Genomic DNA, 20,207 nt, shown 5'->3' with positions numbered 1-20,207 from the left:
GGCCATGGGTGCATGCCCAGGGGAATGCATGATGGCTGAGCAGACTTCCAAGGTGCCGGCATGGCTGGCAGGCCGGCTGGCTGCGCTGGTGTTGCTGGCCGGGTTGGGCAGTGGAGGGGCAATCGTGGCCCGGCACATTGACGGCCCGGCACTCAACGATCCCTATGTGCAGGCCGTTGCGGCAGATACTGAAACCTCGCCCGGCGTGAAGGTTGCGATGGTACTGGGCTCGTTCTACGAGAGCAGCGGGCGCCATGTGGGAATGCCCTATGTCGACAAGCTGGGCAAGGGCCAGCCACTGACTGTCTGCAATGGCATCACTGGGGAGGGGGTCACGGCGGGCCGCTGGTACAGCTCCTCAGACTGCTATGCACTGGAACTTGGCCGCTACCTGATTGCAGAGCGCCATGCACGGCAAATGCTTGTGGACTGGGCGGCGTATGACCCATTCGTGCAAGGGCAATTCATCGACTTCGTGCACAACAAGGGGGCGGGTAGCCTGGCTTCCAGCACGCTGCGGCGCAAAGCCAACGCCGGTGATCTGGCAGGGGCCTGCAACGAGAACCCTCGCTGGAATAGGGGCACGGTCAAGGGCGTTTCCACCGTTCTGCCGGGGCTGCAACTGCGAGGCGATGCGAATGGCGAAATCTGCCGAGAGTGGAGGGTCATGCCTTGAGCTCCCGCTTCTTCGTCCAGTCCATGGCTGCAGGACTGGCCTTCATCCTCGGTGCAGGTTGCGCGTGGTGGACTCAGGATCAACGCTACGGAGTGCGCCTGGAGCAACTGAGGCAACAGGCTGTCAGCGACGAACTGTCCCGTGTGCGCCAGGCCGCGCAGGACATGGCTGCTTTTTCCAAGGGACTTGACGATGCACTTGCCACATTCCAACGTACCCAGCAGCGCAATGCGCTGGTCCAGCAGGATCTTGAGCGCAGCCTGCGCGACATGCACATTGCTGCTGCAGGCTTGCGCGGTGACTTCGCCGGTTTGCCAGAACGTATCAGCGCAGCTACCCGGCCCTCTCTTGCCCAGTACGCCAGCACCTGCACAGCCTTACTCGAAAGTCTGGCAGAGCGAGGTACAAGAATGGCACAGCGCGGTGCAGACATCGCGCGAGCGGCTGATGGCCATGCCGCTGACGTCCGATTGATGGGTGATGCCTGGCCCCGTGCCAAGCCTGCCAATCTCCCTTGAGCACGCACATCAGGAACTGCCAACCATGACCAATCAAGACGACCAACTGCGCCTTCTGTCCGAAGCCGAGCGCGCCACGTTGCAGGAAGACGACTATGACCCCAGCGAGGACAATGCGGCAGCGCTTGCTGCGTTGGGCCGTGGCAGTCTCGATGGGAGCCCCGAAGATGAACCAATGGGGCAAGCCGATGGCCGTGACAGTGATGACGCGCCAGCATCCACGCTGAAAGCCGGGGCGGAAGCGCCAACGAGCCATTCGCCCGAAACGGACCACAATGCCGAACGCCACGGCGCCGGGGGATCCTCTAAGCCGTTGCCATCTGGCTACAGGGTGGATCTGCCCTTGGATTACCAGGACCAGGTCTGGGCCAACAAATCTGCCATGGCCGAAGTCCGCCGCAGGTTCAACGACGGTGATCTGGACCACTCGGAAATGGAGGCTGAACTGGACAGGCTGCAAGATGAGCGTGACCAGCTACGCGATGTGAAAACGCGTGCCACTGTCTCTGCGGAAATGCGCCAGCAGTCTGAAATGGATGCATGGACCCACTCCATCCACACGTTCCTGGATGACGCTGCAAAAATGCCTGAACTGGGTCGCGTGAACTACCACGCGGACTTGGAAAAACAGGCTGACCTGGACGCTTTCGTCAAGGCACTTGGGGCAGCTCCCGCCAACCAGCACAGGCCTTTTCGCTGGTTTCTGGAGGAAGCGCACAGGCGTGTTCTGGCCCTGCATGGGATCCCTACCACCAAAAAGCCCGTGGACATGCGACGCCGGGCCGATCCGTCCGACATAGTCACCAACCTGGCCGACGTGCCCGGCGGCGCGGGCGATGCCGACCCGGCGGGCGACGAGTTCGCTGAGCTGGACAAGCTCACGGGCCTGGATTACGAGCGCGCGCTGGGCCGCCTGTCCGAAGAAAAGCGTGCGCAGTTCCTGCGCTCGGTGTGAAGGGCCCCATGGCACAGGCTGCAGCATCGACGCCCGGCGTGCGCCGCATCTTCATCGAGCTGCGCACGGGGGATGTGCTGGAGGTGGGCGGCGTCCGCATCCAGCTGGAATACAAGAAGGGGCAGGCCGCGCGCATGGTGATCGCGGCGGAGCCCGAGACCTGCGTGCGAAAGATCGCAGCGGCCTCGCGGCCCGTACCAAGCCTGCCATCTTGAGGGCTGAACCATTTTTCAACCGGGGCGCTGGAGTGCTCGCTACCACACAGGAGCACTCCTATGGGCAAAACAGTGGTGGGCGTGAACAGCCCCCGCGCGGTCAAGCGCTTTTCCGGCGACCTGGCTCTCGATGTCTCTCAAGCCTCGTACTTCGGCAAGCGCTTCGCGGCCGTGGGCCAGGGCGCCAAGACGCCAATCCAACTGCTGACGGATCTGGAATCCGAAGCCGGTGACCTGGTCAGCTATGACCTGCTGGCCGAGCTGCGTATGGCACCCGTCGAGGGCGACGATGTGCTGGAGGGCAAGGAAGAAGGGCAGCGTTTCTATACCGATGAGCTGTACATCGACCAGGCGCGCGGCGGCGTCAACACGGGTGGCCGCATGTCGCGCAAGCGCACGCTGCACGATCTGCGCATGCGCGCCAAGCAGCAGCAGGCCAACTGGTGGGGCCGCTTCCAGGATGAGCTGACCTTCACCTACCTGTCGGGCTCGCGCGGCGTCAATGCCAACTTCATCCTGCCGCTGGGCTACCAGGGCCGTGCCAAGAACCCGCTGACGGCGCCCACGCCCAACCAGCACCTGTTCGGCGGCGATGCCACGGCGGTGGCCAACCTGGATGCCACCGACAAGATGTCGCTGGCCGTGGTGGACCGTGCCCGCGTTCGCGCAGACAGCCAGGGTGGCGGCGCCACCAACATCCCCGTCATGCAGCCCTGCGTGGTCGATGGCGAGGAAGTGTTCGTCATGGTCATGCACACCTTCCAGGAAGACGACCTGCGCAAGGAAACCGGCACGGGCGGCTGGCTGGAGCTGCAAAAGGCCGCGGCTGCGGCCGTGGGCTTCAAGTCGCCGCTGTTCAAGAGCGCGCTGGGCATGTACCGCAACGTGGTGCTGCACTCGCACCGCAACGTGATTCGCCACAACACCCACGGCGCCACGGGCGACCTGGAAACGGCGCGCGCGCTGTTTATGGGTGCGCAGGCCGGCGTGATGGCCTTCGGCTCGCCGGGCACGGGCATGCGCTATGGCTGGCATGAGGAAACCCGCGACAACGGCAACCAGGTCGTGATCACCACTTCGTCCATCTTCGGCGTCAAAAAGTCGGTCTTCGAGATCGAGGGCGAGAAGCAGGATCACGGCGTCTACGGCATCGACACGGCCGCTGTTTCGCGCTGATCCCCACCGAACGAAAGGAGTCATTCATGACTTTCAAGCAACTCAGTGCCGTGGCCGCAGGCCATCAGGCCCCCATCACCCCCGGCGGCTCCGAACTGGTGCGCTCGCGCTTCGGCCAGCCCCTGGCCGTGGCAGACCACGCAGTGGGTACCCGTGGCGTCATCGGCATCCTGCCCGCCGGCATGCTGCCCGTGTCGCTGTACATCCGCGTGCCTGCTGCCCTGGGCGCGGGCTTCAAGGCCTCCATTGGCCTGGCGGATGCGGCCGGCGACATCAGCACAGCGGCCGACGACGGCGGCGGCGCCTGGGTGACGGACAACGATGTGGGTGCAGCCGGTGGTTACGCGCACCTCGTGCCAGCGGCCTTCGCCAAACTCGCAACCAAGGATGAAGACCGACGCATCATCCTCAAGGTTTCGGGCGCAGGCGCGGCTGCCGGCCTGTTCACGCTGGACTTGATCTACACGAACGCCTGACAGCGCGCTCATGTGTGCGCCCCCGCAAGGGGCTTTCCCCGGTGGCATTGGCCGCCGGGGCTTTTTGAACCCCGGAGAACCAAACCATGAAGCTGTTCACTTCGCTGCCCGCACGCAAGGACGGAACCCTGATCGTGCGCCTTAAGGGCGCCACCTATGTTTTCGAGGGCAAGCCGCTGGCCTGCGACGTCGAGAACGAGGCCCATGCCGAGCATCTGCGCGCTGGCAACTTCCAGACCGAGGAGGAGTTCGACGCCGAGCAGAAATTCCAGCGCCTGGCCGCCGAGCGCGAAGCCCGCCGCGCGGCCCTGGACGGCAAGGTTCCATCCTCGCGCGGCACCTTCTCGCCCGGCGTGGGCCCGGATGATGAGGACGATCTGGACGGCGGCACAGGTATGCCCCAGGAGTCCGACTCCACTCCCACCGGCCGTGTGCGCAAGGCCTCGCGTGCTTCCAACGTGACCGGCTGATCGCACCATGGCCAGCTGGGAGAACTGGATGCCTGAGCTGGTACTGGCTGCCCCCAAGGCGCCGGTACCGCTCATTCACCTGGCGTTGAACCGCGCCGCGCGCACCTTTCTCAAGGCAACGCGCGCCTGGCAGGAATGGCTGGAGCCCACGGACGTGACTGGCGAGGCCTTCGCCGAATACACCTTCGAGCTGCCCCAGGGCGCAGAGCTGCTGCGCCTGGAGCGCGCCACGCTGGACGGCCGTCCGCTGGAAGTCGCCCAGAGCCGCGACCTGCCGGCCGACCCATGGCAGCACGAGTTGCGCGGCCGGGCCTACCTGGTCACGACCAACCTGCGCGAGTTCACGGTGCGCACCAGCAGTGCCGGCCGCCTGCAGGTCTACGCCTCGCTGATGCCGTCCCTGCGCGGCAACAGCGTGCCCGACGAGGTGGCCTCGCTCTACCATGAGGCGATCCGCGAGGGCGCCAAGGCCGAGCTGCTGGCCACCGAGGGCACGGACTACTACAAGCCCGACCAGGCCGGCGTGGCCCTGGCGTTCTTCCAGAGCGCCATGGATGACGCCACGGCCGACGTGTGGCGCTCCAATACCAGCCGCGGCTCGCGCGGGAGGGCATCATGGCTTTGACCGTGGCCCAGCTGCTGGACGATGCAGCGCGCGACCTGCAGGACAAGGGGCACATTCGCTGGACCCGCGCGGATCTGCTGGACTGGTTCAACGCGGCGCAGCGCGCCTTTGCCGAGCAGCGGCCCGACCAGATGGTCCAGCCGCGCGACCTTGTGCTGGCCGCCGGGTGGCGGCAGGAGCTGCCGGCCGACGTGCTCACGCTGATCGACATCACCAACAACGCCAACGCCACGCAGCGGCGCATCACCAAGACCGACCTGTGGGTGCTGGACGCCGTGGCCGGCGCCTGGCGCTCAGGCTCGCCGGGCCGCGAGGTGCAGCACTACATGCACAACCTGGGCACGCCGCAGGAATTCCTGGTCTATCCGCCCGTGGTCGCCGGCACCAAGGTGCGCGCCATGGTGGGTGTCGCGGCTGTGGACCTGGCCGACGAGAATGGCACGCCCTCGGTTCCCGAGCGCTGGATGGACGCCGTGCGGCACTTCGTGCTGTTCCGGGCCTGGTCCATCGACGCCGAGTTCGGCGGCAACGCGACCATCGCGGCGGCGCACCGTGCCCTCTACAACGAGGCGCTGGGCATTCAGGCCCAGGCTGCGGCCACCACGGCCGTGGCCCAGAAGTGAACCAAGCCTGCCATCCTGGCGGGCATCTTCAATCGGGGCGCTGGAGTGCTCGAAGCCATAGGAGCCATCATGGCTGGTTTCAGCACATCCCTCGCCAACGCGATCATCAGCGCCACGCTGCGCAAGCAGGCCTTCCCGGCCATCCGCAACACCTTCTTCGCCCTGTTCACGGCGGACCCCACCGACGCCTTCACCGCCGGCACCGAGGTGGCAGCACCGTGGTACCAGCGCGTGGCCACGGGCGCCTTTGCCGCGCCCAACAACGGCGCCACCTACAACGCCGTGCGTGCGGAGTTTCCGCCCGTCACGGGCGCCCAGGTCACGGTCACGCACATCGGAATCATGGAAGGTGACTCGGCCACCGATGGCACGGCCACGCTCATGTATTCCGAGCCGCTGCCCACGCCGCGCACGCTGCAGATCAATGACGTGTTCCTGGTAGACAGTCAGGCACTGACGGGCGACTTCACGCTGCAGCTGCTGTAAGCCATGAACAGGGGAGCACTCAATGGCTTCGCGCTGAACGGGCGGGCCTCCGATCCCGTGGTGCGCATCCGCGTGGATGCCAAGGGCTATGCCCGTGTGCGTGCCGGTGGCAGAGTGCTCGCCTATGCGGTGGTCCACTCGGCTCCGGCCGCTGCGCTGACCGGCCCGCTGGGCCGCGTGCATGCCAAGCTCTCGGCCGATTCCGTGGCGCGTGCAGCTGTCGAGGGCGTGCTGGGCCGGGTCCATGTGCGCAGCCTGCTGGCCACCACGGGCCGCGCCATCGTCAAGGTCACGCTGCCTCCCGTGCGCGGGCGTGTGGCAGTCCAGGCACGGGCCAACGCCACGGTCACGGCCCATGTGCAGGCCCGCGTTGGCGTGGACGCGACCGCGAGTGCCAGCTTCAAGCCCCAGGCGCGTTTGCTGCGCCGTGGCCCTGTGCAATCCACGCCCACGGCGCGTGGCTCTGCCGATGGCCGCATCTACGTGCGCCGCTGGCTGCGTTCGCCTGTGGACGGCAAGGGCCAGGCCTTTGTCGTCACGCAGGGGCGGGTCGAGGCGCGTCTGGCCGCGCTGGTCCACGCCAAGGCTGCGATCACGGCCCGTGGGCAGCGCCTGGTGCGCGCGCCGCTGCAGGCCCAGGGCGTGGCCTTCATCGACATCGATCCGGCCGTCCACAAGCGCCTGCCCTTCGATGAGCAGGCGCCCGAATCCCGAACCTTCCTCGTGCCCGCAGGAATGACCACCTTCTACGTCACAGACCAGGGGCAAAGCATGTTCCGCACTTCCCCCATGCAGCCTGCAGACACGCAGGACTACGACATCGAGTTCGCCGACTGGTTTCCCCCAGGCGACGAGATTGTTTCCGTGCAGCTCAAGGTCCACCCGGCCATGCCCATGCCGCCGTCCTTTGCCTTCCTTGGTCAGCGCGTGAAGGTCTGGATCTATGCGGGCGGGGCCAGCGGCCAGAAGTACCAGATCAGCGTGGCCGCAACGACCAACGACGGCCGCACGAAAGAGGTGGAGCTGATCGTGCCCATCAAGGAAAAATAGAAATGCCGCAGCTGTTCCTGAACAACTTCCAGACCCAGTTCATCGCCGACGTGCGCGCGGCGCCGCAGACAGGCGCCCCGGCCAGCGAGCTGGACTACGGCGTGCTGCGCGTGTCCGATGGCGCCGCTGGCACGCTGCTGAATCCTCCCGCCGGCGGCTGGTACGTGCTGACAGCGTACAAGCGCAACGGATCGCTCGAAACCGACTACGAGATCCTGCGCGTCACCGCCGTGGACAACTCGGTGATTGGCGAATGCCGCCTGACGGTGCTGCGCGGCCAGGAGGGCACAGCACCCCGGGCCTACAACTCGGGCGACCTGCTGGAGATGCGCATGACGGCCGGGGGTATGCGCGAGGTGGTGCAGACCACGGATGAGCGCATGTCGAATCCGCGTGTACCGACCGGCGCGGCCGGTGGCGTGCTGGCCGGCCAGTACCCGAACCCCACGTTTGCCCAACCCATGGCCACAGCGGCGGATCTGCAGGGCAAGGTGGACAAGGTGCCCGGTAAGGGCCTGAGCGCCAACGATTTCACCGACGAGGCTTCGACAAAGCTCAGTGGTGTAGCGACGGGTGCCACCAAGAACGCCACGGATGCACAGCTGCGCGACCGCAGTACGCACACAGGGACGCAGGCGATAGAAACTGTTGCCGGTCTGCAGGTGGCCCTGGATGCTGCAAGGCAGTTCAGCAATCTCACCGGCAAACCCACCACGGGGGCCGGCTACGGGATTACGGATGTGTTGACCAGCAAACCCATCTTGTTGGCCGCAGGCACAGATTTGAATTTGTTGCCTGATGAGAACAGGATCTATGACGGGTTCAATTTCAAGAACAGCCCGTGGGGTCCGGATATGTGGTGCTACGTGGAAACGAGGGCGCACACATCGCCTAACTACCAGTATCAGATTACCCGTCTACTGACAGAAGAAAGCCCGATTATGGAGCGCCGAAAAATGGGTGTTCTTGGGTTTGGGCCGTGGAGAATCCAGAGCGCATTTTCTGTGCAGCCAATATCCGCAGGAGGGACAGGGGCTGCAAGCGCAGTAGCTGCAAGGCAGAATCTATCCGTTCGGCAATACTCCCCTGTCGGCATGACGTTCTATGTTCGCGCTGATGGAAATGACAATAATACGGGTCTGGAGGATTCGGCTGCAGGAGCATTCAGAACCATTACTCGGGCTGTAAATTATGCGAGCCTAATTGATCGATCTACAGTTTGGACAATTATTAAGATTGGTCCGGGAAATTTTGCCGGGGTATCCATTGGCGCCTACTCGGGATTCAGCGGGAACATGACCTTTGAAGGGGCAGGTGCGGGATTTACGAACGTGGAGGCGGTGGCTGGTGTATCCGCATTTTCGCTGGTCGCGTGCCGTGTCACGATCAAGAATTTGTCCCTTGTGGCTGCGCAAGGAAGCAGCAACACCTACCTTGTGGTCGCTGATCACAATTGCTTGCTTGATCTGTTTGATGTGACGTTTGGCGGTAACGGAGTGGTTCCCTATGTACTGCTTTATTCTGCAAATGGCGGGAATATCATTCTGGGGAATATCACAATCAATGGCACTTTTGGCTATGGCTTGTATGCCACCTACTATGGAAGAATATATGTAGCAAGTCAGAGAACAAATTTTGTGAATGCTGCTTGTCAGAACTATTTTATCAACGTTCTCACTAATTCAGCTGTGGCATGGGCTAATACGACTGTGACAGGGTCACTCGCAGGCTCAGGCGGTAAATATTACGCAATCGGTAATTCCACAATTAGCACGGGTGGTGCGGGTGCCAGTGCAATTCCTGGAGTAAATCCTGGTAGCTTGGTTTCTGGAGGGCAATTGACATGAAAAACTCAATCTATCGACTGTCCCATGACAAACTGGTGTTTCGCAGCAATGTGGATGGCACTATTTCCACCATTGCGCTCACTGATACACCCGAGTTCCCCAACAGGAACCCGGACTACCTGGCCTACCTGGCCTGGTGCGCGGCAGGCAACGTGCCTGCGCCTGCGGACCCGCTGCCAGTACCCGTGCCCCAGGCCATCACCCGAGCCCAGGGCAAAGCGGCGCTGATCCAGGCGGGTCTGTGGCCGCAGGTGCAGGCCTTCATGGCCGGCATCGAAGATCCCAACGAGCAGCTGCTGGCCGAGGTCGCTTTGAACGACACCGTGACCTGGGAGCGCAGCAGCCCGTTCCTCGCGCGTGTCGCCGTGGCGCTGGGCCTGAGCGAGCAGCAGCTCGATGAGCTGTTCATCGCGGCGGCGGCCGTGGTGCTGTAGCGGCCTGTCCGAGCTGGTGCCAAGCCTGACACGGTAGCGGGCCATGACCACCTACAAGCTGTCAGCATTCCCGGGCGAGGCGCCCAGCGTGTCCGATCGCGCGTTGGGCGCGAACTTCGCCCGGGAGCACTTCAATCTCTTTTTGCCCAGCTCCGAGTTCTGGCCGCTGGCCACGGACCGGCGCCACTCGGCGTGCCTGGCCGGCACCCGCACGCTGCACCGCTTTGCACGCGATGCCAGCGGCGCCGTGCAGCAGAACCCGGCCGCTCCCATTCGCTCCTGGGTGCAGGAGCTGTCCCTGGTCAAGGGCCAGATCAACGACGAGGCCACCGAGCGCACCTACCAGACCACCAACGACGGCAGCGCGGCGCCGCGTGCGCTGGACGTGCGCGGCAACGACCGGCTGCTGGGCGTGGTGCGCCCGGTCAAGCCCACCGTCACGCTGCAGGTAGTGGACGAGTTCACCACTGAGGAGGCCAAGACCTGGCTGTATGGCGACTTCGCCGAGCTGGTGCGCGCGGACCTGCTGGCCACGGTGATCCAGCACGAGGGCCACCAGGAGGCCATCCGCTGGGATTCCAACGGCAAGGCCTATGCCGGCGCCACGTCCAACTACGGGCTGTCCCTGTCGACCGCCGTAGGCGCTGGCGCCTCGGCTGGCAACCTCTACGCCGTGGTCACGGCGGCCCGCGCGGCTGCATGCGAGATGGACACTACACGCCTGGGTGCCGTCAAGACAGCCAGCGGCTGGGCCATCCCACTGGCCGCCATGCCGTTCAGTTACCCGTTCCGCCGGCCCGCTCTGGTGGAGGCGCTGCAGCAGCATGAGTTTCCGGACACGGCCGGCGAGCGCTCCGGTGAAACTGTGCTCACGGCCGACCAGGCCGCCAAGCTGGCCGACCTGGTGGAGGAGGCCGTGGCCCCGGGCACCAAGTGCGCCAACTGGCGCAGCGAGCTGGACAAGCTGGTGAAGGAGTTCGCCGACCTGGGCCTGGCCAAGGCCTGGGCCACGCCGGGCGCGGCGCCCGTGAAGCCCAGCGAGCCCAAGGCCGCGCAGTACTACTTCGACTCCGACAACAACGCCATCGAGCATGCCGACTGGGTGCAGTACAGGCGCGACCTGGAGGCCTACTACAAGTCCCTGGACACCTACACGGAAGGCAAGACCGCTGCCACCTCGCAGGCGGCCAGCCTGAATGCCCGCATGGTCGAGATCCAGCAGCGCTGCAGCACGTTGGTGTCCAGCATCCAGACCCAGCTGGCCAGCCAGTACATCGCGGCCACGGGTGATACGGCCGTGATCGGCACCTGGCTGGACCAGCTGGGCGGCGTGGCCGACTTGGTGGGCAAGACCGTGGAGCGCGTGGTGGACTCGCGCTTTTACGTCGTGGCCTTTGTGACCGACTGGGGCGAGGAGTCCGAGCCGTCGCCCATCTCCGACATGCTGGAGGTGGACCAGAACGACACCGTGACCATCCAGCGGCCCCAGGCCATGACGGGCGAGCAGCATGCCGCGCGCCACGTCGTGAAGTGGCGCATCTACCGCAGCAACGCCTCGGCCGCAGCGGCGGCCTGGCAGCTGGTGCAGGAGCTGCAGATCTCCGTGGCCAGCTTCCTCGATGACAAGAAGGGCGAGGAGCTGGACAGCCTGCAGCCGCAGTTCACCTGGGCCGCGCCGCCGTACCGCATGGACAGCCAGTACGAGGGCGACAACAAGCCCAGCGTGGGCGCCAATCCCTACCTGCGCGGCCTCACGGGCATGCCCAACGGGATCATGGCCGGCTTCATCGACAACACCGTAGCCTTCTGCGAGCCCTACATCCCCTACGCCTGGCCCGTGGACTACCAAGTCACGACCGAGTGGCCCATCGTGGGCATGGCTGTGTTCGACCAGACGCTGTTCGTGGGCACGGCCGGCAATCCCTACTTCGTGACAGGCGCGCACTCGGCGCAGATGTCGGCCATCAAGCTGGACAGCAACCAGTCCTGCAGCGCACGTCGCTCCATCGTTCCCGTGCAGGGCGGCGTGCTCTATGCCTCGCCCGATGGCCTGTGCCTGGCCAGCCCGGGCGGCGTGCAGGTGGTCACGCGGCAGCTGATCGCACGCCAGGACTGGCAGCGCATGCAGCCATCCACCATGTTCGCGGCCGAGCACGAGGGCGTGTACTACCTGTTCTACGCCGGGGCCGGCGGTGGCTGCCTGGCGTTCAGCGCACAGGACGGGGCCAAGCTCGGCCATACCGACCTGGGCGGCGCGGGTGTGACGGCGGTCTGGGTGGACCGTTTCAACGACCTCATGTACGTGGCGCGCGGCCAGGACATCCTGGAATGCTTCACGGGCGATGCCCTGCGCTCGGCGCGCTGGCGCACAGGCCTGGCCACCCAGGGCCAGCAGCTGCCGCTGGCCTGGGCCAAGGTCTACGGCCTGCAGGACGCCCAGCACCCGATCACGCTGCGCCTGTGGGGCGACGGCCAGCTGCAGCACACGGCCCAGTTCACCGACCTGCAGCCGCAGCGCCTGCCGCCCGGGCGCTGGCTGGAGCACCAGGTGGAAATCGAGGGCGCGGCCCGCGTCACCAGCGTGGTGCTGTGCTCGACCACCGAGGAGCTGCGCAGCGTATGACCAACCGCAAGAAAATCGACACAGGCGCGGCCCGCCTGCCGGCCCTGGCCAGGGTCAACGTCCAGGACAAGGCCCTGTCCAACTGGATGCAGGCCGTGACCGAGCACCTGGAAGTGCGCTCCGGCGCCCGGGGCAACGAGTTTGAGCGCGGCGTGACCCTGCGCGAGCTGGTGGCCCTGCAGGGCTCGGTGCAGGGCGTCACTCAACTGCTGGCCGCCGACAAGACGCCCGGCGAGGGCGAAACGGTCATCGACCTGGGCGGCGGCCTGTCCGCCATCGTGGCGGTGGACCGCTTTGCCAAGGAGATTATCGAGTCGCGCCTGTTCAAGAGCTTGGCCAAGACCCTGGACGACCCCACCCGCTTCGACCACCTGGCGCAGGAGATCCGCGACGAGCTGCTGCGCTCCATCGCCGACGAGGCCGCCAAGCGCGGCGCCGAGGTGCGCGAGCTGCAGACCGTGGTGCAGAGCAACGAGCGCAGCCTGGCCATGGCCGTGCGCGAGGTCACTGCCAGCCTGCGCAACGCCAGCGCAGGCCTGCGCGCCACACAGGCGGCGTTCGCGGACGGCCAGCGGGCAATGGCCACCAACGTGCTGCAGCTGCAGGCCTCCCTGGGGAACTACTACCAGGACGGCAAGCCGGGCCGCGCCATGCTGGAGCAGGAGATGACGGTGCTGGCCGGCTACAGCGAGGGTCTGCGCGCGCAGTACACGCTCAAGGTGCAGGCCGGCGGGGCTCTTGCCGGCTACGGCATCGCGGCCGAGGAGGTCAACGGCAAGACCTCCAGCGCCTTCATCATCATGGCGGACAAGTTCGCCATCGTCTCCCCCAGCTACAACGCCGGCCAGATGCGCACGCCGCGGCCCGAGGACGTGGTGTTCGGCGTCGATGGCGACGGCATCTACCTGCAGCGCAACGTCTACCTCAAGGGCAACATGCGCATCGATGGGCTGGGCAAGAAGCTCGTGGACGGCCTGCGCGGCTCGGTGCAGCTGGCGGCCAGCGGCAGCTTCTGGAGCGATGCCACCGCACGCCAGGCCGTCTGGCAGGCCCTGGGCAACAGCGGCAGCGCGCCCAACACAAACCACCTGATCGTGGGCGATGCCGTGACCATCAGCAACGGCGCCGGCTTCACGCAGACGCGCCACTGGATGGGCACGGCCTGGCTGATCCCGGCCGCCGTGCTCAACGGCGATCTGCTGGTGGACGGCACGGTGGCGGCGCGCAAGGTGGATACGCGCGGCCTCACCGTGCGCGACAACGCCGGCAACGTCATCCTGGACGCCAACGGCCTGGACGCGCAATGGCTGCGTAATCTCAAGGCCGCCCAGGTCAACGGCCTGGGGCCACTGGCCACCAAGGACAAGGCCCGCATTGGCGACACCGTGGCGTTTCCGGACGGCACGACGATGAACACCAGCGACTTCATCAACCGGCTGCAGCGCATCACGTCCAACAACATCGGGGTGTTCATGGACACGGCGGCCATTGGTACGGCCTATATCGGGCAGGCGGCCGTGGGCACGCTCCAAATCAAGGGGGGCTCAGTCACCTCCATGGTCCAAGGTGAACAGGAGCCCGGTCGGATCATCTACATATCTCCTGGTGCCGAAATTGAACTGTGTCGATGCACCTTGCAGATGGCCGAAGGTGGCACAGGCGTAGCCATCATGGCATTTGCCAACGCCATGCCTCGAAATGGCGATGCAGGGCTGGGGTTGACCATATTCCGCGACAACAACGCAATGCGTTTCAGCGGGACTTCGATGCTTAATGGATTCCGGACAGCGGCCTATGTTGGCGCCTTTGAAAGCTGGCCACCTGCGGGCAATCTGACGTATAGATTGGTGGCCACTAACCTTGATGCAAACCGGGCCATAGAGGTCCATTTGTCGCACATCATGGCCACAGGGGGAAAGCGGTGAACCACTACGTATTGATAGGTGCCGCCGGTGACATCCTTGGCCGGGGGAGTACCAACGCGCCGCTGGCGGCAGTGCCAACGCCGCCAGGCGGGCAAGTGGTGCGGCTGGGCGACGATCTTGTCGCGGGAGGGCCGCTGTTTTTTGATGGGCACCAAGTGCGCGTGGCGGCCCCAGCCCCTTCTCCGTTTCATGTGCTGTCGAATTCAGGCGCCTGGACGCTGAATGAAGCTGCGGCCTGGGCGACCGTGCGCGCGGACCGCGACCGGCGTATCGCCGCCTGTGACTGGCGTGTGACTCGGGCGCAAGAGGAGGGCCGGCGCCTGGAGCCTGAGTGGATGGCCTACCGCCAGGCCCTGCGCGACATCACCGACCAGCCCGACCCGCTCACCATCGTGTGGCCCACGCCGCCGGCCTGATGCGTGCCAAGCCTGCCAATGTGGCAAGCATGCTGGACTACGACACGCTCGCCATCTACGCCTTCCTGCGCATGCGCATCCCTGGCCTGTTGAGCACCGAGGGCGCTGTGGGCATTGGCTGGAAGCGCGGCGGGGTGCTTGTGGCCGGGGCCGTCTTCGAGCAGCACAACGGCCGCACCGTGTGGGCGCATGTGGCCATCGACGCCCCGCTATCGCGCCGCTTCCTGCGCGCGTTTCTTGACTACCCGTTCGCTGTGTGCGCGGTCGATGCGCTGCGCGGCTACGTGCTCGCTTCCAACACCAGGCTGCGTGCACTGGCCCACCGGCTGGGCGCCGTGGAGGAAGCGGTGCTGGCAGGCGCAGCGCGCGACGGCAGCGATGTGGTGGTCTGCACCCTTTGGAGAGGAAAGCTGAAACATGACACGCTGGCACAGCACTGAATTTGATTTCCTGCCCGAGCAGGCATTCCGACCTCGGCCCGGGGGCGGCATGACGTTGGAGGGTGGCGGCGCCTCGACCCCAGCACCCGATCCGCGACTGGTGGAAGCGCAGGTGAAGAACCTGGGCATCCAGGACGACATGATCAAGCAGATCATCGGCAATGCGAACGACATGGCGCCGCTCCAAAAGGAGCAGACGCAGTTCGCGCTGGACTCCACTCGCACAGCGTGGGAGCAGTCGCAGGCCGACCGCGACTATGCGCTGGGGCGCCGTGACCAGTTGACGGGCCTGCAGGACACGATGGTGGAGGACGCGCGCACCTTCGACATGGAGGGCAAGCGCGAGGAACTGGCCGGCCAGGCGGCTGCCGATGTCTCCAACGCCTACGAAAGCGCCAAGCGCACGCAGGGCGCTGAAATGGCGCGAATGGGCATCAACCCCGCCGATGCCAAATATGGCGCCGCGTCCAACGCGCTGACCGCAGGTACAGCACTGGCTACGGCCCAGGGCAAGAATTCCGCTAGAACCGCTGCGCGTGCGGAAGGCCGGGCGCTGACAGATAGGGCATCGAATGCGCTGGCTGGATATCCCTCCATGGGTATCCAGACGACGGCTGCCACTGCAGGCTATGGCACCGCTGGACTGAACATTGCTACCACCGGCCTCGCGGGCCTCAACTCGGGCTATGGCCAGGCGGCAGGCATGGCTGGAAACGCTGGCAACAGCGCGGCCAATATGTGGGGACAGCAGTCCAATGCCTACCAGCAATCTCGTTCCACCGCAGGCTCCAGTACGGGCGCGCTGATCGGTGCAGGTGCAACTATCGCTGCGGCGGCAATTATGTAATGACCATGAATTTACTCGCATACCGACGACCAGCCCTTCAATTCTCTGGCGGCAAGGATTCCCTTGCCTGCCTTTACAAGCTACGGGACAAGCTCGATCAGCTCACGGTGTATTGGTTGAACACACAAGACGTCTGCGATGAAACCTTGGCGGTTATCGAACACGTCCGGCCTTGGATACCCAACTTTGAGGAAGTGCGCTCTGACGTGAAGGCGTGGAGAGCTGAAAACGGTACACCTTCGGACATTCTTCCAACCAGTTGTACGGAGTTGGGGAATCTCTATGGACTGAGCGCATTGCGGGTATCCGACCGATTTGCGTGTTGCGCCGCAAACCGGATGCTGCCATTGCACCAGCGCATGCTGCAAGACGGTGTTGACTTGGTTATTCGTGGCACCAAGCTGTCCGACACCGGGCGCCTGCCGGCCGAAGGCCGGACCCCCTGGTATGAGCTGTGGCTGCCGCTGCGTGACTGGAGTCGTGAACAGGTCTTTGAGTACCTTGAATCGGTCAATGCCCCGCGCAATTCGCTCTACGACTACTTCAAGAGTGCAAGTGCAATGGACTGTCTGGGCTGCACCGCGCTTTGGGGTGAGGACAAAGCTACGTATTTCCGTGCCCGTCACCCGGAGCGACTATCCGAGTACAGCACAACGCTACAAGCGCTGCGCGGTGAGTTGCGCAAGCACATGCAGCAATTGGATACCCAAATTAAGGAGTGTGAACCATGGCAATGAGCGGATTTGCATCTGGCCTGTTGGCAGGGCAACAAGCGGCAATGAACGGCATCAGCATCTATCGGCAAGCACAGCAGCAGCAAGAAAAGGATGAGCAGAAGCAAGCGTTGCGCGATATCGCAAGTACCAAGGCGGAAGAGTCCACGGGCTACACCGCCGACCAGGGCAAGGAGCTGGAAGGCCTGGCCGCCAACGGCTACAAGATCGACTTTGACGGCTCGCAGAAGGCCTATGTCGCGCGCAACGATGCGGGCGACACCAAGACCATCGCCATGCAGGGCGTGACCGACTTCATGGGCGAGCGTTCGGCGGGGTCGATGAGTCGCGAGCAGCAGGACAGCACGCGCATGCTGGCCATGGCCGACGTGATCGGCCGCACGGACCCTGAGCGCAGCCTGCAGATGCGCCAACAGCTCACGCTGGGGGCGCACGATGTCAAGCGCCAGGCTAGAGAGATGAAGCAATGGCAGCAGGATGACGAAGTGGGGCGCATCGAGGGCGAGCAACGAAAGCAGTTCCAGGCATCGTTGATTGACCAGAGCGGCAAGTCACGCGAAGCGACGATGGACGACCGCCTTGCCCATAGTCAGCGCCGTATAGCGGCGCTGACACAGGCTGGGCATCTCAAGGCTGCGGACCAGGCTACCCAGGATTTGATGGCGCAGTCGCACATCAAAATCCAGATGGATACAAAAAGGCGTCAGGAAGCATCTGACAAAGCCGCTGCTGGCCTGGCGGTGGGCGACTATGCCCCGCTGATGGAGCTCTACAACCGCTATGTTCCCAGTGGCTACAAAATTTCCGGCATCGAGGCGGGACAGGGAGGGGCTTTGCAGATCAAGCGCACAGACCTGAATGGCCGGGAGGCGGCGCCAGTCACTCTTAAGGACAGTGGCGAGGCTCTTGGACTTCTCAAGTCCATGGCCAGCCCGGCGGCGCTGTACCAGTATTCCCAGGGCGAGTTCCAACGCAGCTTGCGTCCGAGCCGAGAAACCGTCCCGAGCGGCTTGCCGTATGGCGCCTCCAGGTAGCGCAGCACTGATCCTGGGATGCAGCCACCAAGGCCCGCTTAAGCGGGCCTTGTCGTTTCAGGAGCCCGGGCGCCGCTGCCTGCCGTGCCAAGCCTGCCAGTCTGTGCTTCTTGCCAAAAGGGGATCAGATGAGCAGCAAGAAGTACAAGCGCGAAAGGCTGGATCAGCCGGGCGGCCGGGCCTACGAGCCAGAGGCATTCGAATTGCTGGACGGGCTGGATGTGACCGGCATCGGTGCCGGCGCACGCTACCGGCCCGTGCCTGCCCAACCGCCTGCACAGCCGCAGGAGCGCAGCTGGGGTGAGGCGATCGCGGATGCTGGCGTGCAAAGCGCTGAAGGGGTGAATACAACCTTGGGCAGCGTTTTCAACCTCTTTTCGCCCTCATCCGGTGTTGCGGATTTTTTCCGCAGCAATGGCGAGCATTGGCGCAAGGCACAAAGCCCCGTGATGCAGCGCAAGCTGGCCGAAGCCGAAAAGGTGATCAGCGCGGCGGACCAGGATTCGATCATCGAACAATCCATCGCGGCAGCGCGGGCCTACAGCTCGGACCCCGTACTGATCTCGCGCTTCATCTTCACGAATCTGCCCAGTGTGCTCCCGGGCCTTGGCGCGTCGAGGGTGGGGCAGATCGCCACGCTGGCCGCAGGAGGAAGCACTGCCCTGGCGGCTACGGCCGGCACCACCATGGCAGGTGCTACGGAGGCACTGATGAATGCGGGGGGCGCCCGTGGAAAAGCCTTCGAAGAGATCCGCGACACGCTGCGCAAGCAAAGCGTCCCGGAGGACGAGGCGGTACGGATCGCCCTCGGCAAGTCGGTGTTGCCTGCTGCCATAGGCAGCTTGACCGGCTTGCTGCCTGGCAAGCGCCACATCGAGCGTGCTCTGGCGGGCAGGGGACATGCCGTGACCGGAGCACTGGCATCGGCGATGCTGGGCAAGCAGCTCGATGACGTACTGCCCCAGATGGCGACAAACCACCAGGCTGGGGAGGTCGATGGGCGGCCGTTGTCGCGCAATGTCGGACGCACGGCGGTGGAGGCCGCTGTCAGCGGCCTGCCGCCTGCGGGCGTCGCTGCCATCGCCGCCAGGCGCAGCCGGGCCCAAGGGGGCAAGGCGGGTAGTGAGGGCGATGCAGCGCTGCCCATCACCAGCCCGGAATCTGCAAGCCCGTCGCGGCCCGGATCGCCGGTACCTGTGGACGCAGGCCCGGCTGCCATGGAAATCTCCGCAGGTCCTGCCAAGATGGACAAGGCTGTCAGCACGGTACCTGCAGCATCTGGTCGTGGAGCCGATGGCGACGCCAAGCCGCAAGGCGCCAGGCAACGCGGGCCAGTGCCGGCCGATGCCTTTGCTAGTGGCGATGCGCCGGCCTTCGATCCAGCTACGGTGCAGGCCCGCAATTGGCTGCAGTTCGTGTCCGAGCGCGGCGAGAACATCGGCAGGCTGCGCAGGGGTACACCTGCCTGGGAATTGCTGCAGGACGATTGGAAAGCCGTGCAGGCTGCACGCAGGGAAGCCTCGGCTGACCGCACAGCGCCCGTGGAGGATGCCACGGTCCGTGCACCGGGCGACGAGAATGCGCCCGCCGCCCCTGTCGCTGAAGACAGCGCACCGGTGCCGGGCAGCGAGAAGGCATCCATGCAACCTGCCCCGGGTGTGCGGCGGAGTGGGGAGCCTACTGCGGATGAGGCTTCTGGTGCACAGGACTCCTCCGGGCCGCCTGCCGCTGCGGCGCAACGGCCCCATCCGGGTGGAGAACTGCCCGCCGCGTTGCCAGCTGCAGTGAAGGTCGGTGCGGGCGATGGCGCCTCGGCACCCGATACAGCGCCTGCTGCGGTACAGCCAGCTTCGCGCCAGGATGCAGACAAGAGTGCAAGCCCGGCGCCTGATGCCTCCATGGGCAACGTGAAAGAGGTGGCTGATGCCATCAGTGCCTCATGGACCAAGGGACCTCCGGTGGGCGTCATGTTCGACCTGAAGGAGCCCCGCCTGGCGCAGGCAATGCGTGATGCCGGCCGGGAACCGGGGGCCGATGGCGGCACGCAGGGGCCGCGCGGTTTCTATGCCGATGGTCAGCTCCACCTGCTTGCCAATGCAAGCCATACGCCGGCCCAGGTTGCGCGGGTCGTATACCGGCAGGCGCTAGGCCAGCATGGTCTTCAGGGGGCGTTTGGCGAAGGGATGGATGCCGTGCTCGACCAGATCGTCGCAGCGCGCCCGCGCGATGTGCGTGAGAAGGCCCAGGAGCACGGACTGGCCGAGGGCCGGGAGGGTCGGCGTGCCGCCGCCCAGGATGTGCTGGCGGCCATGGCCGAGCAGTCGCCGCAGGCGGGGTTCGTTCGAAAGGCTGTCGAGGCGGTCCGCTCGCGGCTGCGTGCTCAACTGCCATCCATCAGGCCCATGGCGATGTCCGATGCCAGGATCATCGAGGACTTCATCCTGCCTGCCCGCGACTGGGTGCGGCGGGGCGGGCAGCCTGCTGGCAACGGCCTGCCCGCCGCCGTCGCTGCGCCACGCGCCGAAGCCGATGCGCAGCGGCAGAGGGTGGACACGCAGGCCCGCACCGGCATGGACAAGGGCGAGTCCGGCGATGTGGGCTCCAGGCAGTGACGCGGGGCCCGTGGCAGGAATCGCC

The 20,207-nt window shown here is 65.2% G+C and carries 21 protein-coding genes; all 21 read left to right on the top strand.

Annotation, left to right across the window (positions count from 1 at the left end):
- Positions 1–31 precede the first annotated feature (31 nt).
- The 21 genes from A4F85_RS11745 (at position 32) to A4F85_RS11645 (ending at position 20,182) form a co-directional block, all read left to right on the top strand.
- Positions 32–676 (top strand): lysozyme, encoded by a 645-nt coding sequence (locus A4F85_RS11745; RefSeq protein ID WP_231890529.1) that lies wholly within the window; start codon positions 32–34, stop codon positions 674–676.
- Positions 673–1,194, top strand: a complete 522-nt coding sequence (locus A4F85_RS11740) for a hypothetical protein (protein WP_080736826.1) — start codon at positions 673–675, stop codon at positions 1,192–1,194. The genes A4F85_RS11745 and A4F85_RS11740 overlap by 4 nt, the downstream gene beginning before the upstream one ends.
- A gap of 25 nt (positions 1,195–1,219) precedes the next feature.
- A complete protein-coding gene (locus A4F85_RS11735; protein WP_063326676.1) occupies positions 1,220–2,149 on the top strand; it encodes a hypothetical protein in 930 nt (309 codons plus the stop codon).
- Between the two features lie 8 nt (positions 2,150–2,157).
- The gene (locus A4F85_RS11730; protein WP_013803293.1) at positions 2,158–2,364 is read left to right on the top strand and encodes a hypothetical protein; all 207 of its coding nucleotides are present in this window, start codon (positions 2,158–2,160) and stop codon (positions 2,362–2,364) included.
- Positions 2,365–2,424: 60 nt separating this feature from the next.
- Complete coding sequence (locus tag A4F85_RS11725) at positions 2,425–3,540, top strand: N4-gp56 family major capsid protein (RefSeq protein WP_063326675.1); 1,116 nt, start codon at positions 2,425–2,427, stop codon at positions 3,538–3,540.
- Between the two features lie 26 nt (positions 3,541–3,566).
- The gene (locus tag A4F85_RS11720; RefSeq protein ID WP_063326674.1) at positions 3,567–4,016 is read left to right on the top strand and encodes a hypothetical protein; all 450 of its coding nucleotides are present in this window, start codon (positions 3,567–3,569) and stop codon (positions 4,014–4,016) included.
- An 86-nt stretch (positions 4,017–4,102) separates the two neighbouring features.
- A complete protein-coding gene (locus tag A4F85_RS11715) occupies positions 4,103–4,486 on the top strand; it encodes a hypothetical protein (protein ID WP_063326673.1) in 384 nt (127 codons plus the stop codon).
- A 28-nt stretch (positions 4,487–4,514) separates the two neighbouring features.
- Positions 4,515–5,111: a hypothetical protein gene (locus A4F85_RS11710; protein WP_197485486.1), complete on the top strand. Its 597-nt coding sequence runs from the start codon at positions 4,515–4,517 to the stop codon at positions 5,109–5,111.
- Positions 5,102–5,734: a phage adaptor protein gene (locus tag A4F85_RS11705; protein WP_063326671.1), complete on the top strand. Its 633-nt coding sequence runs from the start codon at positions 5,102–5,104 to the stop codon at positions 5,732–5,734. Before A4F85_RS11710 ends, A4F85_RS11705 begins: the two co-directional genes overlap by 10 nt.
- Before the next feature lie 69 nt (positions 5,735–5,803).
- Positions 5,804–6,220: a phage tail fiber protein gene (locus tag A4F85_RS11700; protein WP_013803287.1), complete on the top strand. Its 417-nt coding sequence runs from the start codon at positions 5,804–5,806 to the stop codon at positions 6,218–6,220.
- A 3-nt stretch (positions 6,221–6,223) separates the two neighbouring features.
- Positions 6,224–7,270: a phage fiber-tail adaptor protein gene (locus A4F85_RS11695; RefSeq protein WP_063326670.1), complete on the top strand. Its 1,047-nt coding sequence runs from the start codon at positions 6,224–6,226 to the stop codon at positions 7,268–7,270.
- Between the two features lie 2 nt (positions 7,271–7,272).
- A complete protein-coding gene (locus A4F85_RS11690; protein ID WP_063326669.1) occupies positions 7,273–9,117 on the top strand; it encodes a hypothetical protein in 1,845 nt (614 codons plus the stop codon).
- Complete coding sequence (locus A4F85_RS11685; RefSeq protein ID WP_063326668.1) at positions 9,114–9,551, top strand: hypothetical protein; 438 nt, start codon at positions 9,114–9,116, stop codon at positions 9,549–9,551. The genes A4F85_RS11690 and A4F85_RS11685 overlap by 4 nt, the downstream gene beginning before the upstream one ends.
- Positions 9,552–9,594: 43 nt before the next feature.
- On the top strand, positions 9,595–12,174 hold the full coding sequence (locus A4F85_RS11680) for a hypothetical protein (protein WP_063326667.1): 2,580 nt from the start codon (positions 9,595–9,597) through the stop codon (positions 12,172–12,174).
- Complete coding sequence (locus tag A4F85_RS11675) at positions 12,171–14,099, top strand: phage tail tip fiber protein (protein ID WP_063326666.1); 1,929 nt, start codon at positions 12,171–12,173, stop codon at positions 14,097–14,099. The genes A4F85_RS11680 and A4F85_RS11675 overlap by 4 nt, the downstream gene beginning before the upstream one ends.
- Positions 14,100–14,290: 191 nt before the next feature.
- Positions 14,291–14,515 (top strand): phage tail assembly chaperone, encoded by a 225-nt coding sequence (locus tag A4F85_RS30885; RefSeq protein ID WP_063326665.1) that lies wholly within the window; start codon positions 14,291–14,293, stop codon positions 14,513–14,515.
- A complete protein-coding gene (locus A4F85_RS11665) occupies positions 14,515–14,955 on the top strand; it encodes an N-acetyltransferase (RefSeq protein ID WP_197485485.1) in 441 nt (146 codons plus the stop codon). Before A4F85_RS30885 ends, A4F85_RS11665 begins: the two co-directional genes overlap by 1 nt.
- The gene (locus A4F85_RS11660; RefSeq protein WP_063326663.1) at positions 14,933–15,802 is read left to right on the top strand and encodes a hypothetical protein; all 870 of its coding nucleotides are present in this window, start codon (positions 14,933–14,935) and stop codon (positions 15,800–15,802) included. The genes A4F85_RS11665 and A4F85_RS11660 overlap by 23 nt, the downstream gene beginning before the upstream one ends.
- A 5-nt stretch (positions 15,803–15,807) precedes the next feature.
- Complete coding sequence (locus A4F85_RS11655) at positions 15,808–16,539, top strand: phosphoadenosine phosphosulfate reductase domain-containing protein (protein ID WP_228676798.1); 732 nt, start codon at positions 15,808–15,810, stop codon at positions 16,537–16,539.
- Complete coding sequence (locus tag A4F85_RS11650; protein ID WP_156517007.1) at positions 16,530–17,570, top strand: hypothetical protein; 1,041 nt, start codon at positions 16,530–16,532, stop codon at positions 17,568–17,570. Before A4F85_RS11655 ends, A4F85_RS11650 begins: the two co-directional genes overlap by 10 nt.
- A gap of 128 nt (positions 17,571–17,698) precedes the next feature.
- Positions 17,699–20,182: a hypothetical protein gene (locus tag A4F85_RS11645; protein WP_063326661.1), complete on the top strand. Its 2,484-nt coding sequence runs from the start codon at positions 17,699–17,701 to the stop codon at positions 20,180–20,182.
- Positions 20,183–20,207: the final 25 nt, after the last annotated feature.

Source organism: Delftia sp. GW456-R20, from assembly GCF_001622915.1.
GTDB lineage: Bacteria > Pseudomonadota > Gammaproteobacteria > Burkholderiales > Burkholderiaceae_C > Comamonas > Comamonas acidovorans.
The sequence above is the reverse complement of the archived record's forward strand: the minus strand, read 5'-3'. Positions and strand labels throughout refer to the sequence as shown.

Coding starts and splice junctions, on each gene's coding strand:
- A4F85_RS11745 (WP_231890529.1), top strand. CDS start 32: ATGGCTGAGCAGACTTCCAAGGTGCCGGCATGGCTGGCAGGCCGGCTG.
- A4F85_RS11735 (WP_063326676.1), top strand. CDS start 1,220: ATGACCAATCAAGACGACCAACTGCGCCTTCTGTCCGAAGCCGAGCGC.
- A4F85_RS11730 (WP_013803293.1), top strand. CDS start 2,158: ATGGCACAGGCTGCAGCATCGACGCCCGGCGTGCGCCGCATCTTCATC.
- A4F85_RS11725 (WP_063326675.1), top strand. CDS start 2,425: ATGGGCAAAACAGTGGTGGGCGTGAACAGCCCCCGCGCGGTCAAGCGC.
- A4F85_RS11720 (WP_063326674.1), top strand. CDS start 3,567: ATGACTTTCAAGCAACTCAGTGCCGTGGCCGCAGGCCATCAGGCCCCC.
- A4F85_RS11715 (WP_063326673.1), top strand. CDS start 4,103: ATGAAGCTGTTCACTTCGCTGCCCGCACGCAAGGACGGAACCCTGATC.
- A4F85_RS11710 (WP_197485486.1), top strand. CDS start 4,515: ATGCCTGAGCTGGTACTGGCTGCCCCCAAGGCGCCGGTACCGCTCATT.
- A4F85_RS11705 (WP_063326671.1), top strand. CDS start 5,102: ATGGCTTTGACCGTGGCCCAGCTGCTGGACGATGCAGCGCGCGACCTG.
- A4F85_RS11700 (WP_013803287.1), top strand. CDS start 5,804: ATGGCTGGTTTCAGCACATCCCTCGCCAACGCGATCATCAGCGCCACG.
- A4F85_RS11695 (WP_063326670.1), top strand. CDS start 6,224: ATGAACAGGGGAGCACTCAATGGCTTCGCGCTGAACGGGCGGGCCTCC.
- A4F85_RS11690 (WP_063326669.1), top strand. CDS start 7,273: ATGCCGCAGCTGTTCCTGAACAACTTCCAGACCCAGTTCATCGCCGAC.
- A4F85_RS11685 (WP_063326668.1), top strand. CDS start 9,114: ATGAAAAACTCAATCTATCGACTGTCCCATGACAAACTGGTGTTTCGC.
- A4F85_RS11680 (WP_063326667.1), top strand. CDS start 9,595: ATGACCACCTACAAGCTGTCAGCATTCCCGGGCGAGGCGCCCAGCGTG.
- A4F85_RS11675 (WP_063326666.1), top strand. CDS start 12,171: ATGACCAACCGCAAGAAAATCGACACAGGCGCGGCCCGCCTGCCGGCC.
- A4F85_RS11665 (WP_197485485.1), top strand. CDS start 14,515: ATGCGTGCCAAGCCTGCCAATGTGGCAAGCATGCTGGACTACGACACG.
- A4F85_RS11660 (WP_063326663.1), top strand. CDS start 14,933: ATGACACGCTGGCACAGCACTGAATTTGATTTCCTGCCCGAGCAGGCA.
- A4F85_RS11655 (WP_228676798.1), top strand. CDS start 15,808: ATGAATTTACTCGCATACCGACGACCAGCCCTTCAATTCTCTGGCGGC.
- A4F85_RS11650 (WP_156517007.1), top strand. CDS start 16,530: ATGGCAATGAGCGGATTTGCATCTGGCCTGTTGGCAGGGCAACAAGCG.
- A4F85_RS11645 (WP_063326661.1), top strand. CDS start 17,699: ATGAGCAGCAAGAAGTACAAGCGCGAAAGGCTGGATCAGCCGGGCGGC.